The organism is Nocardiopsis deserti, from assembly GCF_008638355.1.
Classification (GTDB): Bacteria; Actinomycetota; Actinomycetes; order Streptosporangiales; family Streptosporangiaceae; genus Nocardiopsis; species Nocardiopsis alborubida.
On sequence record NZ_VWVS01000035.1, the window covers coordinates 1 to 13858 of the forward strand.

Annotated in this window: 13 protein-coding genes; 6 read left to right on the forward strand and 7 right to left on the reverse strand. The window is 72.2% G+C overall.

The annotated features are described in order from the left end of the window. Positions 1 to 781: 781 nt before the first annotated feature. Genes FYW99_RS30825 through FYW99_RS30835 form a run of 3 tightly spaced genes read right to left on the reverse strand, consistent with a single transcriptional unit; the run spans position 782 to position 4188 of the window. Positions 782 to 2356, reverse strand: coding sequence for a tripartite tricarboxylate transporter permease (locus FYW99_RS30825; protein WP_150256066.1), 1575 nt, complete (start codon positions 2354 to 2356; stop codon positions 782 to 784). Positions 2357 to 2383: 27 nt separating this feature from the next. Continuing rightward, complete coding sequence (locus tag FYW99_RS30830) at positions 2384 to 3148, reverse strand: tripartite tricarboxylate transporter TctB family protein (protein ID WP_223839835.1); 765 nt, start codon at positions 3146 to 3148, stop codon at positions 2384 to 2386. Positions 3149 to 3180: 32 nt separating this feature from the next. Then, positions 3181 to 4188: a Bug family tripartite tricarboxylate transporter substrate binding protein gene (locus FYW99_RS30835; protein WP_150255994.1), complete on the reverse strand. Its 1008-nt coding sequence runs from the start codon at positions 4186 to 4188 to the stop codon at positions 3181 to 3183. A gap of 157 nt (positions 4189 to 4345) precedes the next feature. Between FYW99_RS30835 and FYW99_RS30840 the strand changes: the two genes are divergently transcribed. From FYW99_RS30840 to FYW99_RS30860, 5 genes are all read left to right on the forward strand, one after another. After that, on the forward strand, positions 4346 to 5239 hold the full coding sequence (locus FYW99_RS30840; protein ID WP_150255998.1) for a LysR family transcriptional regulator: 894 nt from the start codon (positions 4346 to 4348) through the stop codon (positions 5237 to 5239). A 136-nt stretch (positions 5240 to 5375) separates the two neighbouring features. After that, positions 5376 to 6281 (forward strand): 5-dehydro-4-deoxyglucarate dehydratase, encoded by a 906-nt coding sequence (kdgD, locus tag FYW99_RS30845; RefSeq protein WP_190394891.1) that lies wholly within the window; start codon positions 5376 to 5378, stop codon positions 6279 to 6281. After that, a complete protein-coding gene (locus tag FYW99_RS30850) occupies positions 6282 to 7937 on the forward strand; it encodes an aldehyde dehydrogenase (NADP(+)) (RefSeq protein WP_150256003.1) in 1656 nt (551 codons plus the stop codon). Next, on the forward strand, positions 7934 to 9259 hold the full coding sequence (locus tag FYW99_RS30855) for an enolase C-terminal domain-like protein (protein ID WP_150256005.1): 1326 nt from the start codon (positions 7934 to 7936) through the stop codon (positions 9257 to 9259). Before FYW99_RS30850 ends, FYW99_RS30855 begins: the two co-directional genes overlap by 4 nt. A 135-nt stretch (positions 9260 to 9394) precedes the next feature. Beyond that, positions 9395 to 10594: an L-talarate/galactarate dehydratase gene (locus FYW99_RS30860; RefSeq protein WP_150256007.1), complete on the forward strand. Its 1200-nt coding sequence runs from the start codon at positions 9395 to 9397 to the stop codon at positions 10592 to 10594. Positions 10595 to 10846: 252 nt separating this feature from the next. Here FYW99_RS30860 and FYW99_RS30865 read toward each other — a convergent pair whose 3' ends face one another. After that, positions 10847 to 11344 (reverse strand): hypothetical protein, encoded by a 498-nt coding sequence (locus FYW99_RS30865; protein WP_150256009.1) that lies wholly within the window; start codon positions 11342 to 11344, stop codon positions 10847 to 10849. 320 nt (positions 11345 to 11664) lie between these two features. Between FYW99_RS30865 and FYW99_RS30870 the strand changes: the two genes are divergently transcribed. Continuing rightward, a complete protein-coding gene (locus FYW99_RS30870; protein ID WP_150256011.1) occupies positions 11665 to 12204 on the forward strand; it encodes a class IV adenylate cyclase in 540 nt (179 codons plus the stop codon). Positions 12205 to 12279: 75 nt separating this feature from the next. Here the strand turns inward: FYW99_RS30870 and FYW99_RS30875 are convergent, their stop codons facing one another. From FYW99_RS30875 to FYW99_RS30885, 3 genes are read right to left on the reverse strand one after another with little or no spacing between them, the layout of a single operon-like run. After that, positions 12280 to 13011, reverse strand: coding sequence for an ABC transporter permease (locus tag FYW99_RS30875; RefSeq protein WP_150256013.1), 732 nt, complete (start codon positions 13009 to 13011; stop codon positions 12280 to 12282). Then, the gene (locus FYW99_RS30880; RefSeq protein WP_150256015.1) at positions 13008 to 13679 is read right to left on the reverse strand and encodes an ABC transporter ATP-binding protein; all 672 of its coding nucleotides are present in this window, start codon (positions 13677 to 13679) and stop codon (positions 13008 to 13010) included. The genes FYW99_RS30875 and FYW99_RS30880 overlap by 4 nt, the downstream gene beginning before the upstream one ends. Continuing rightward, on the reverse strand, positions 13676 to 13846 hold the full coding sequence (locus tag FYW99_RS30885) for a histidine kinase (RefSeq protein WP_150256018.1): 171 nt from the start codon (positions 13844 to 13846) through the stop codon (positions 13676 to 13678). Before FYW99_RS30885 ends, FYW99_RS30880 begins: the two co-directional genes overlap by 4 nt. Positions 13847 to 13858: the final 12 nt, after the last annotated feature.

Consider the following 13858-nt stretch of genomic DNA (forward strand, 5'->3'; position numbering starts at 1 on the left):
CGGCGTCCCATGCCTGGTCGATGATCTCGCGCGCACCGGCCAGCGCGACCACGACCGGGGAGCACTCCCCGGGGGCCACGTCGGGCGCTGCAAGCATCATCTCCATACCTCTTATTATAAGCCAGCGTCCGCCATTATTCCACTATTCACAGCCCTGGATTTCCTGCCCTTCTGGCTTTCTTCTCGGAGATCTGCCCATGATTGGCAGGCCACAATTACGGCGATCCGAAAGCCGCCCAAAAAGGCGCAACCAGAATGGTCGCTCGCTGTTGGTGCCACCGTCGCCCACCCCTGGCCGCAGGGGTCGGAGGCGTTGCCCAAGGCCGGAGGGTTCGCCTGTCGTTGGTGCCGACGCAGCAGAGCCCCACCACCCCCACGCCCTGGGCGTTGGTCGCCCTCCGCCAGTGGCTCCCGCCTTTGGTGCCGCTGTTCGTCGGACACCCCTGCCCCCGCCGGACGCTGACCGTTTCTCCGCCTTCCCTCGCCCTTGCGCGGCAGCAGGTGCGCTTTCGTTGCCGCCAACAACCCCTGGCAGAAATGGCGTAGGGAGGGACCCTGTTGGCGGCCCCTCCCTACCCCTCAATTCCTTGTTCTTTTCCTGCTGTCGGCCGGTTGAGGGCATGCCGAAACGCACGTGGGTGGGATCCCCCCTATTTCCAGGAAACCATCACGGAGCTACTCGCTGCCACCCCCAACCACCACCTGTGGAAAACACGGGAACGGGAAGGGCCCCGGGCGATCACCCGGGGCCGGAGCACTGCGTGGACGAGCCGATGACGGGTCAGACGTCCACCTTTCCGGCGGACTCCCCGGCCCCGCCACTATCCCTGCCACTATCGCTGGCGCTTCCACCGTCCCTGCCACTGCCACTGCCACCGTCCCTGCCGCTGCCCCTGAGCCTCCGCCACAGAGCGCGCGCCAGCGGCACCATGATCACCACCGCCAACAACAGCAGCAGCGTCCCCGAGATCGGCCGGGTCAGGAACCCCGTGGGATCTCCGTCGAAGAGCAGCAGCGACCGGCGCAGCGAACTCTCCAGCAGCGAACCCAGGACGAAGGCCAGCACCAGCGGCCCCGGGTCGAAGCCGAACTTCTTCATCAGGTAGCCCAGCAGCCCGAAGACGACCACCAGCACGATGTCGAAGACGCTGTTGCGCACGGTGTACACGCCCACCAGCGTGATCAGCACCGTGATGGGCGCCAGGATCGTCGGGCGCACCCGCAGGATCCGCACGAACAGCCCCACCAGTGGAATGCTCATGATCAGCAGCAGGATGTTGCCGACGTACATCGAGTTGATGACGCCCCAGAACAGCTCCGGTTCCTGGGACACCAGCTCCGGCCCCGGCGGCACCCCCTGGATGAGCAGCGCGCCGAAGATGATCGCCATCGTCGCGTTGGCAGGGATCCCCAGCGTCAGCAGCGGGATGAACGAGGAGGTGGCGGCGGCGTTGTTGGCCGTCTCCGGCGCGGCCACGCCCTCCACGGCCCCCTTGCCGAAGCGCTCGGGGTTGCGGGAGCGCCGCTTCTCCATCGCGTAGGCCGCCAGGGAGGACAGGGTGGCGCCTCCACCGGGCAGGATGCCCAGCACGAAGCCGATGAGCGAGCCCCGCCCGATCGCCCCCGACGACTGGCGCAGATCCTTGCGCGAGGGCCAGGTGTTGGCGACCTTGAGGGGCTTGGCCGGTGCCTTGTGCCGCTCCTCCAGGCTGTGCAGGATCTCCCCGATGCCGAACAGGCCCATCGCGATCGGCACGAAGTCGATCCCGTCGGTCAGCGCCAGGGAGTCGAAGGTGAAGCGTTCGGCGCCGGTGAAGGTGTCCAGCCCGACCGTGGCCAGCAGCAGGCCCACACAGGCGGCGATGATCGCCTTGATCCGGCTGCCGTTGCCGACCGTGGACACCAGCAGGATGCCCAGCAGTGCCAGCGCGGTGTACTCGGGCGGCCCGAAGTCCAGGGCGAAGCTGGCCACCAGGGGCGCGACCAGGGACAGGGCCACGATCGACACGGTCCCGCCCACGAACGAGCCCACGGCCGCGATGCCCAGCGCGGTCCCGGCCCGGCCCTGGCGGGCCAGCATGTGGCCGTCGAAGACCGTCACCACCGAGGACGCCTCGCCGGGCAGGCGCAGCAGGACCGAGGTGATCGTCCCCCCGTACTGGGCGCCGTAGAAGATGCCCGCGAGCATGATGATCGCGGTCACCGGTTCGAGGCCGAAGGTCAGGGGGAGCAGGATCGCGATCGTGGCCGCGGGCCCCAGCCCGGGCAGGACCCCGACCAGCATGCCGACCACGACGCCGATCAGGCAGTAGAGCAGGTTGACCGGTTCGAGGACGACACCGAACCCGTTGATCATGGGTGTCAGGGAATCCAACATGATGTCCTAGAAGAGGTGGGGGATCGGCACGGCCAGCAGGCCGACGAAGACCGTGTAGAAGGCGACCACGATGAGGACCGAGGCGATGGCGGACAGGCGCCACGACTCGCCCCCGAGGAAGCGCAGCCACACGAAGGCCAGGAGCGCGGAGGGGATCTCGAAGCCGATCACGCCGACCACGGCGACGAAGCCGACCATGGTGGCGATCCCGGCCAGGACCTTCCAGGAGGAGGCGGAGAAGACCTCGGTGTCGGCGGTCCGGCGGGCCAGCCCCAGCAGGACCACCCCCAGCGCGGCGATCGCCACGCTGACGAGCAGGGGCCAGGTGCCCGAGCCGGGGTCGGCGGGGGTTCCCGGACCGAGCGCCCAGGACCCGGCGGCCCCGGCCACGCCCAGGGCGATGACGGTCAGGGCCACCGCGCTGTTGGCCCAGGGGCCCAGGGGCTTCGGGGGCTCGTCGTCCTCCGGTACGCCGTCCTGCGGTTCGCCCTCCTCCGGAACGGCCTGCTTCGGAACGTCCTCCTCCGGTGAGGCCTCCTCCGGCACGCCCCCCTCCAGGACGCCCTCTTCCGAAACGCCCTGCTCCAGAACGGCCTGCTTCGGCTCGCCCTGCCGTGCTCCGGGATCGGTGCCCGCGGGCGTGGTGGCCTTCTGGGCCGCGGTCTCCTGCGCGTCGCTTCCCTTCGCCGCGCTCTCCTGAGCGTCGGCCCCCTCCGACCCGGCCTCCCGCGCGGTGGGCTCCCTCGCCGCGGGCTCCCCGGCGGCGGACACAGGCGCTCCCGCGCCCCGGGTGCGCGGCTCGCTCACTGGCCCTCGCCCATGTCGATGCCGTACTCCTCCACCATGTCGGCGTACTCCTGCGCGAAGGAGGACCACTCCCCGGTCAGCTCGGCGGGCTCCAGTTCGTGCGGGGTGAGCAGGTTGTTCTCGTTGAACTCCTGGTAGGCGTCACTGGCGAAGACCTCGGTGAACGCCGTGCGCAGCCGTTCCACGACCTCCTCGGACGTGCCCTGGGGGGCGACCACGGCCCGGTACTGCGAGACGCGCACGTCGTACCCGGCCTCGACCGCGCTGGGAACGTCGGACAGGTACTGGTTGCGCTCCTCGGCGAACGTGGCCAGGGGGGTGATCTCACCGGCCTCGATCTGCGCGATGGCCTCGCCGAGCTGGACCGAGGCCACGTCCACCTGCTCGCCCAGGACGGCGGTCAGGGTGGGGGAGCCGCCGTCGAAGGGGACGGGGGTGCCCGAGATCCCGGCCTGCTCGAACAGCAGCGCCTGGGACAGCTGGCTGCCGGTCCCCACTCCGGTGGTGCCGTAGTCGACCTCGTCACCGGAGTCGACGAGGTCCTGGAGGGTGTCGTAGTCGGAGGAGGCCGCGGTGACGAGCACGTAGTCGTCGCGCGAGACGCCGGTCACGACCTCGTAGTCGGCGATGTCGACCGCCTCCTCCTCGGAGACGGCCAGGGGGGTGATCGCGGTCAGGGAGGCGTTGATGACGAGCAGGTTCTGGCCGTCGGGCTCCTGGGAGGCGAGCTCGTTGGCGGCCAGGGCGCCGTTGGCGCCGGGGGTGTTGACCACGGGGAGCGCGACGCCGAGCCCTTCCTGGGCGCCGTCGGCCAGCGCGCGGGCGATGAGGTCGGTGCTGCCGCCCGGGTCCTGTCCGACCATCACGGTGATCGGCCCCCGGGGGAACTCGCCCTCGGCGGAGCCCCCGCCGGACAGGTTCCCGCCGCAGGCCGCCAACGACACGGTGAGCCCCGCTGCGAGGACCGGGGCCGCGCACCGGCGGGCGCGACTCCTGTGCGGCATGTGGGTCATGGTTCCTCGCCTTTCTTGCGGCCGTCGTCCGCACACGTCGGAGGGTCTGTGTGAACGCGGTCACGTACTTCGGTGAGTGGCAGCATAGGAACACGCGATCATGCATGTCCAAGTCGAATGCGGCATAAGCTGATACCTTCCGGGCATCATGTTCTCCTTCGACCAGCTGCGCGGTTTCGTCGCCGTCGCCGAGGAACTCCACTTCGGACGGGCCGCGGAGCGGCTGTCCATGACCCAGCCCCCGCTCAGCCGCCAGATCCAGAAGCTCGAACGCGCCGTCGGCGTCCGCCTGCTGGAGCGCGACCGGCGCCACGTGGTCCTGACCGCGGCGGGGGAGGCCTTCCTGATCGAGGCCCGGCGCCTGCTCTCCCTGGCCGAGAGCGCCCCCGACCTGGCGCGGCGCATCTCCGAGGGGTCGCGGGGCACGCTGCGGATCGGCTTCACCGCGGTCTCCTCCTACGGCCTGCTGGGGGAGATGGTCAACTCCCTGGAGAGGCAGTTGCCCGAGATCGCCGTCGACCTGTTCGAGATGGTCACCAAGGAGCAGGCCGCGGCCCTGCTGTCGGGCGAGATCGACATGGGCCTGGCCCGGCCGCCCCTGGACACCGACCTGTTCGGGTCGCGGGTCCAGCTCCGGGAGCGGCTGCTGGTCGCGGTGCCCGAACAGCACCCGCTGGCGCGCCGTGAGGGCCCCCTGTCCGCCGACGACCTGGTCGACGTGCCGCTGATCATGCACTCCCCGATCAAGGCCCGCTACTTCTACGACCTCGTGGTCGGGCTGCTGCCCATTGCCCACCAGAACGTGGTGCACACGGTCAGCCAGGTCATGACCATGGTCTGGCTCGTCGCCGCCGGGCGCGGGATCGCCTTCGTGCCCGCCTCGGTGACCGGCCTGGGTGTGGCGGGGGTGGTCTACCGCGATCTGGAGGGGCTGCCCGAGGATCCCGTCGAACTCCACCTCATCTGGCTCCACGACTCGCCCAACCCCGTCGTGCCGCGGGTGCTCCAGGCGTGGCCCGCCGCCGACGGCGGGAGCTCCTGATGCCCGATGGGTATCAGTTGATGCCCAAGGAATCTTGGACAGCATCGAACGAGGCTCCGTACGGTAGCGGCAACACCGTGCGGGCCCACCAACCCCGGGGCCCGAGCCGCAGAACCGAGGACGACACGTGAACGCGATGCACCCAGACGACCTGGCCGGGAGGCTCAGGTCCGGGCTCCTGTCCTTCCCCGTGACCCACTTCGACGGCGATCTGGCCTTCGACGAGGGGCGCTACCGGGAGCACCTGGCCTGGCAGGCCAGCCACGACGTGGCCGGGCTGTTCGCCGCCGGGGGCACCGGTGAGGGCTTCTCCCTCACCCCGGCCGAGATCGACCGCGTGGTGCGCACGGCGGTCGACGAGGTCGGGGGCAGGGTCCCGGTGCTCGCCCCGGCCACCGGTGGCACCGCGGCGGCCGCCCTCCAGGCCCGCGCCGCCCAGGAGGCGGGCGCGGACGGAGTCCTGCTCATGCCGCCCTACCTCACCGAGGCCGGGCAGCCCGGCCTGGTCGAGCACGTCAGCGCGGTCTGCCGGGCCACCGACCTGGGAGTGGTGGTCTACAGCCGGGCCAACGCCGTGCTCGACGACCGCTCCGTGGCCGAGTTGGCCGAGCGCAACCCCAACCTCATCGGCTTCAAGGACGGCGTCGGCGACATCGAGGCGATGACCCGCGTCTACGCCAGGGTCGGTGAGCGGCTGATCTACATCGGCGGCCTGCCCACCGCCGAGACCTTCGCCCTGCCCCTGCTGGAACTGGGGGTGAGCACCTACTCCTCGGCGATGTACAACTTCGCGCCCGAGTTCGCCCTGGGCTTCTACGCGGACGTGCAGGCCCGCGACAGGGAGTCGGTGTACCGCAAGCTCAACGACTTCGTCCTCCCCTACCTGGACATCCGCGACCGCATGCGCGGCTACGCGGTCTCCATCGTCAAGGCCGGGCTCGACGCCGTGGGGCGCCACGGCGGTCCCGTCCGGCCGCCCCTGACCGCACTCACCCAGACCGAGCGCGACGAGCTGGCCGCGCTGGTCGGAAAGGTCGCCTGAATGGCCGAGCACACTCCGGACCCGACGGACACGGGCACAGACACGGGCACAGGCACGGACGTCCTCGGACCGCTGGTGGCCTGCGCTCCCGTCGAGGGCGCGGCCGGGAGCCTGCGCGCGACCGACCCCGCCACGGGGGAGGAGTTCGGCGAGCCCGTGGGCCTGGTGGACTCCCGCCAGATCCAGGAGGCCACCCGCGCCGCCGAGCAGGCCCTGGACGCCTTCCGCGCCCAGTCGCCCGCCGAGCGCGCGGCCTTCCTGCGCCGCGTCGCCGACAACATCGACGCCCTGGGCGACGCGCTCGTGGACCGGGCGGTGCGCGAGAGCGGCCTGCCGCGCCAGCGCCTGACGGGGGAGCGGGCCCGCACCACCGGCCAGCTGCGCATGTTCGCCGACGTCGTGGCCCAGGGCGACGCCCTCGGCGCCCGTATCGACCCGGCGCTGCCCGACCGCGCCCCCCAGCCCCGCTCCGACCTGCGCCTGGCGCACATCCCCGTCGGGCCCGTGGTGGTCTTCGGCGCGAGCAACTTCCCCCTGGCCTTCTCCACCGCCGGAGGCGACACGGCCTCGGCCCTGGCCGCCGGGTGCCCGGTGATCGTCAAGGGCCACAACGCCCACCCCGGCACCGCCGCGCTGGTCGGGCGCGCCGTGGCCGACGCGGTGCGCGAGAGCGGTCTGCCCGGGGGCGTGTTCTCCCTGCTGTTCGGGGAGGGCAACGGCATCGGACAGGAGCTGGTCGCCGACCCGCGCGTGAAGGCCGTGGCCTTCACCGGGTCGCGGACCGGCGGACTGGCCCTGATGCGGATCGCGGCCGAGCGCCCCGAACCGATCCCGGTCTTCGCCGAGATGTCCTCGGTCAACCCCGTGTTCGTGCTGCCCGGCGCGCTCGCCGGACAGGGCGCGCAGGACCTGGCCGGGGCCTACGTCGCCTCGCTCACCCTGGGGGCGGGGCAGTTCTGCACCAACCCCGGGCTGGTGTTCGTCCCCTCCACCCCGGACGGGGACCGGTTCGTGGAGGCCGCCGCGCGGCTGGTGGCCGACGCCACGGGGCAGACGATGCTCACCGCCCCCATCGCCCGGGCCTTCCGCGACGGGGTGGACGCCCTGGGCGGGCGTCCGGAGGTCGCGTTGCGGGCCAGGGGCGGTGAGGGGGAGGGCCCCAACGCACCCGCTCCCGCCCTGGCCGAGGTGTCCCTGGCCGACCTCACGGCCGACCCGCGTCTGAGCGAGGAGGTCTTCGGCGCCGCGGGCACGGTGGTGCGCTATCCCGACGCCGCCGCCCTGCCCGCCGCGCTGGAGGAGTTGGAGGGGCAGCTCACCGCCACCCTGCACGCCGACACCGGCGACGCCGACGACCTGGCGGCGGCGCGCGCCCTGCTGCCGGTGCTGGAGCGCCGCGCGGGCCGCGTCCTGTTCGGGGGCTGGCCCACGGGCGTGGAGGTGACCCACGCGATGGTCCACGGCGGTCCCTTCCCGGCCACCTCCGACGCCCGGGGCACCTCGGTGGGCAGCCTGGCCCTGCACCGGTTCCTGCGGCCGGTCAGCTACCAGGACATGCCCGACGCCCTTCTGCCGCCCCCGCTGCGTCAGGACAACCCCTGGCGGTTGAACCGACGAGTCGAGGGCACCGTCGTGCCCGGAGGAGACCACGCATGAGCACGCCCACCATCGCCTCCGTCGACGTGGTGCCGGTGGCCGGACGCGACAGCATGCTGCTCAACCTCAGCGGCGCCCACGGCCCCTTCTTCACCCGCAACATCGCCATCCTCACCGACAGCGAGGGACGCACCGGCGTCGGTGAGGTCCCCGGCGGCGAGCCCATCCGCGCCACCATCGCCGATGCCGCCGAACTGCTCGTCGGGCGCCCCGTCGCCCAGCTCAACCCCCTCCTGCGCCGCGTCCAGGACGCCTTCGCCGACCGCGACCGGGGCGGGCGGGGCGAACAGACCTTCGACCTGCGCACCACCGTGCACGCGGTCACCGCCCTGGAGTCGGCCCTGCTCGACCTGCTGGGCCAGCACCTGGGTGTGCCCGTCTGCGACCTGCTCGGCGAGGGCCGCCGACGCGAGCGGGTGCCCATGCTGGGCTACCTGTTCTACGTCGGCGACCGCGACCGCACACCGCTGCCCTACCCGGTGGCCAAGGACCCCGCCGACGACTGGGAGCGCCTGCGCAGCGAGCCCGCGCTCACCCCCGAGGCCGTCGTCGCCCTGGCCGAGGCGGCCCAGAGCCGTTACGGCTTCCGCGACTTCAAGCTCAAGGGCGGGGTGCTGGCGGGCGAGGAGGAGGCCGCCGCCGTCCGGGCCCTGGCCGCGCGCTTCCCCGACGCCCGCGTCACCATCGACCCCAACGGCGCCTGGTCGCTGGCCGAGGCGACCGCGCTCTGCTCCGACCTGCACGGCGTCCTGGCCTACGCCGAGGACCCCTGCGGCGCCGAGGGCGGCTACTCCGCACGCGAGGTCATGGCGGAGTTCCGGCGGGCCACCGGTCTGCGCACCGCCACCAACATGATCGCCACCGACTGGCGCCAGATGGCGCACAGCGTCCGCGTCAACGCGGTGGACATCCCGCTGGCCGACCCGCACTTTTGGACCATGCGCGGCTCGGTGCGCGTGGCCCAGCTGTGCGACGACTTCGGTCTGACCTGGGGTTCGCACTCCAACAACCACTTCGACATCTCCTTGGCGATGTTCACCCACGTGGGAGCCGCCGCCCCCGGCGACATCACCGCCCTGGACACCCACTGGATCTGGCAGGACGGCCAGGCCCTGACCCGCAGGCCCTTCCGGATCGAGGACGGCGCCGTCACCGTGCCGACCGCCCCCGGCCTGGGCGTGGAGCTGGACCGCGACGCCCTGGCCGCCGCGCACGAGCTGTACCTGGAGCACGGCCTGGGCGCGCGCGACGACGCGGCGGCCATGCGCCACCTGGTCCCCGACTGGACCTTCGACCCCAAGCGCCCCGCGATGGTGCGCTGACGGACCGCACCCTCACCGTGACCTTGTACTTATAGCGGGTCCGGAGCACCGAAGCTCGCTATAAGTACAAGATCATCGCAGGTCAAGCCGTCTCCCGACCCACCAGGCGCCCCTCACACCCACCCTGGAGACCCCATGAACACACCCGCTGAGCCGCGGAGCGGCGCCAGCCCCGGCGCCGCACGGGGCACCGCCGCCGACGCCATCGCCTCGGTGACGCTGTCCCGCGTCGACCTGCCCCTGTCCACCCCCATCAGCGACGCCAAGGTGCTCACCGGGCGCCAGAAGCCGCTGACCTCGGTGTCGATGCTCTTCGCCGAGATCACCACCGAGCAGGGGCTCGAAGGCGTCGGTTTCACCTACTCCAAGCGCGCCGGGGGACCCGGCCAGTACGCCCACGCGCGCGAGGTGGCCCCGGAGCTGATCGGTGAGGACCCCAGCGACATCCAGCGCCTGTGGACCCGCCTGGTGTGGGCGGGGGCCTCGGTGGGGCGCAGCGGGCTGGCCACCCAGGCCATCGCCGCGATGGACATCGCCCTGTGGGACCTCAAGGCCAAGCGGGCCGGGCTGCCGCTGGCCAAGCTCCTGGGAGCGCACCGCGACGCGGTCGACTGCTACAACACCTCCGGCGGGTTCCTGTCCGCGCCGCTGGAGGAGGTGTTGGACAACACCCGTGCCGCCCGCGCCGCGGGCATCGGCGGCATCAAGATCAAGGTCGGCCACCCCGACCACCGGGTCGATCTGGCCCGCGTGGAGGCCGTGCGCGAGGAACTGGGCGACTTCCCGCTCATGGTCGACGCCAACCAGCAGTGGAACCGGGGCTCGGCCGCGCGCATGGGGCGCCTCCTGGACCGGTTCGACCTGGTCTGGATCGAGGAGCCGCTGGACGCCTACGACGTCCGGGGCCACGCGGACCTGGCCCGTGAGCTGGCCACACCCATTGCCACCGGCGAGATGCTGACCAGCCCCGCCGAGCACGAGGCGCTGATCCGGGCCGGTGCCGTGGGCTTCATGCAGCCGGACGCGCCCCGGGTCGGGGGCATCACCCCGTTCCTGGACGTCATGGCCCAGGGGCGCAGGGCCGGGGTGCGGATGGCGCCGCACTTCGCGATGGAGATCCACCTGCACCTGGCCGCGGCCTACGAGCTCGATCCCTGGGTGGAGCACTTCGACTGGCTCCAGCCCCTGTTCGAGGAACGGCTGGAGACCGCGGGCGGGCGCATGATCGTTCCGGACCGGCCCGGCCTGGGCTGCACGATCAGTGAGCAGGCCCGCGCCTGGACCGCCCAGAAGAGCCGGGTGGACGCCGACGGCCACACGGACCTGAAGGGCTGACCGGCCGGGCCCCGGACCGGCCGCGCCCTCACCGGTCAGGGGACGGGCAGTTCCCGGGGGGGCCGCCGCGGGCCCCCCCCCCCTGAGGGGCGGCCGGGCCGCGCCGCCGGGCCCGGTGACCCGGCGGCGCGCGACGACCGACCCCGGCGGGCCCCTCGGGAACCCCCGGGGCCGAGCACTCCGGGGGCCGTGCGGGAGCGGGGCCGAACGGCCGCCCGGGCGGCCGGAGCGGGGCGGCAGGGCGCACGGGGGTCAGGAGAGCGCGCGGAACCCCTGTGCGTCCGCTCCGCCCAGCAGTGCCACGCTCAGCCACATCCCCGGCAGCTCCTCGGCGGGCACGTCCGTGTCCGTCACGATCCGCTCCACCGGAACGTCCAGCGGTGCGGTCGCCGGGTGCAGCGGCGTCACCAGTTCGGCCCTGTTGCCCAGGGTGAGCAGCACACGCACGGCGGTCCGCCCCCGGTGCCCCCCGGGCAGGGAGTAGGGCACGGTCACCCTCCAGCGCATGTCCGTCGGCAGGCTGTCCGGAGCGCGGAACCCCCAGTACCACGCCTCCTGGTCGGACATCTCCACCACCAGCGACGACACGGGGACCTCGGTCTCCTCGTCCGCCGGGGCGATCGTCCACTCCCGGCCCATCACGGCGTCCTGGGGCCTTTGCGCCTCGCGCTGCCACCACTTGTGGCGGCGCAGGGCCAGGTAGTCCTCGATCAGTCCTCCCGAGCCCGCCCTGCTGGCTGTCTCGTCCACTCGGTGTACTCCTTCAGGGGGCGTGGAGCGCCGCACCGCGCACCACACGGCGTCGTCCCCCGGTCCGCAGGCGGCGCCACCAGCCCGTACATGGGGTGGAGCACACCGTTCAAGGGGACTGTCTTTACCCTCTGCCCGGAAGGGGGACGCGCATGCCGGACGCGACCGGGGATTTCCCGCACCCCGGTGACCTGGCCGTTCCCGGCGGTTCTTCTCCCCCGGCCCGTCCCGGAGAAGGACCGGGCGAGCAGCGCGGGGGAACGCTCACTCTCGGTAAGATCGTGGGCAACCCCTGTACCAACCTCCCCGGGAGCACACGCATGCGCGAGATCGAGGCCAAGTACCGCGTCGCGGACCCCGCCGCGCTCCTGGCCGCCCTCGGCTCCGCCGGGGTCGCCCTCTCCGAGCCCGCGGAGCAGGACGACCAGGCCTACGCCCCGCCCGGCTGGGAGTTCGGCATGCCCAGGGCGGGACGCGCCTTCGCCCGACTGCGCACCCAGGACGGCGAGCACGTCCTCACCGCCAAGACCCCGGCCGCCAACCCCCTGGAGTACGTGGAGCACGAGACCGCCGTCGCCGACCGGGAGCAGATGCACCGGGTCCTCCTCCAGTTCGGCTACGTTCCGGCCCTGCGCATCGTCAAGACCCGCCGCGTCGGCAGGGCGGGCGAGATCACCGTGTGCGTGGACGAGCTGCGCGGCGTGGGCGTGTTCCTGGAGGTCGAGCTGACCGTGGACGACGACCGCGACGGCCCGGCCGTCCAGGAGCGGCTCGACGCGTGGGTGCGCTCGCTCGGCGCGGACCTGGAGCGCACCACCGACGGCTACGACGTCCTCGTGCACGCCGCCGCGGCGCGCTGACCTGGGGAGGCCCCGTCCGGCGGCGGTGCCCTGCCGGGGCGGGCACCGCCGCCGCGGACGCGCGGGAGGCCCCGCTCAGTGCAGGTAGCGGCGCCGGGTGATGACCAGCAGGTTGGCCGCGAGCGGCAGCAGCAGGGACAGCGCCGTCACCGTCCAGCCGACCGCGAGCGCCTGCCCGGGGTCGGGGTAGGCCGCGTCGGGCACGATCACGCCCAGGCTGAGCCGGTAGGCGAAGCAGGTGGGGACCACGTACGAGAAGTCGGCGGCCATGAACACCAGCGTGGCCACGGTCAGGCCGATCCCGAACACGTTCACGATGACGACGTTGCGGGTCACCAGCGTCAGCAGGGCGCACAGCAGCGCCACGGAGGCGAGTGACACGCCGACCAGCAGCCAGTAGGCGGCGCTCATCCGCAGGATTCCGGCACCGGGGTTCTCGACCAGGAAGAACACCACCAGTCCCACGTGGTTCACCGCCGCCATCACCGCCACCAGCGCGCACGCGACGGCCAGCTTCGCGGCCCACAGCGCGGTCTTGGAGCGGCCGCAGGTGAGCCACTCGAAGTAGGTGCCGTTGCGGAACTCGGTGTGGAAGCAGGCCGCGACGGTCGAGCACACCACCAGGGGCAGGACCATCGTGTACTGGTTGTGGAAGGTGAAGTAGAACCGCTGCAGGGTGGGGTCCCCGCCGTTCACGGCGTAGTTGACGACCACCATCGCGAACGGGACGACGTCGAGCACGAGGACGGCCCAGACGAAGCGCTCCCGGCGGATCTTGCGGATTTCGTTGGCCAGCAGCGTCCTCATGCGTCCTCCCCCAGGACCGTCGCGTACAGCTCCTCCAGGTCGCCCCCGACCTCGCGGGCGTCCATGCGCCGGACGATCCGGCCCGACCTCATGAACAGCAGGTGGTCGGCCAGGGAGGCGATCTCGGTCAGGTTGTGGCTGGAGACGATCATGCTCGTGCCCCGTTCGCGCTGGACGGCCCGGACCAGCTCCCTGATGTCGCGGATGCCGATGGGGTCGAGGCCGTTGGTGGGCTCGTCCAGCAGCACCAGCCCGGGTTCGCCCAGGAGCGCCCGGGCGATGCCGAGCCGCTGCCTCATGCCCAGGGAGGTGCGTGAGAAGCGCAGGTCCGCCCGCTCGCCCAGCCCGACCTCCGCCAGCAGGACGGGGACCTCCTCCAGGGAGGTGCGCAGGTAGCGGGCGTGCAGTTCCAGGTTCTCCCGCAGGGTCAGGCCGCCGTAGAACGCCGGGTACTCGATCAGGCGGCCCACGCGCAGGCCCGGTGCGCGCTCGATGGTCCCGGTGTGGTCGTTGGCGCCGAGGACCGACTTGAGCAGGGTGGTCTTGCCCGAGCCGTTGGGGCCGAGCAGCCCGTAGACCCGCCCGGGTTCGACCCGCAGGTCGACCTCGTGCAGGACCCGGTGGCGGCCGTGGGCCATGGAGACGCCGCGGATGTCGATCAGGCTCACGGGACCACGATCCACAGGCCGAAGAGGACGGCGTAGACGAGGAACAGGACGCCGGGGAGGACGTACGACCCCTTCCTCGCCTCGCCGGGTGAGAGGAAACGGGCCGCCGCGATGGTGACCGCGCCCGCGAACGCGATCATCGACGCGACCAAGAGCACCGCTGACATGCGACTCCTTGT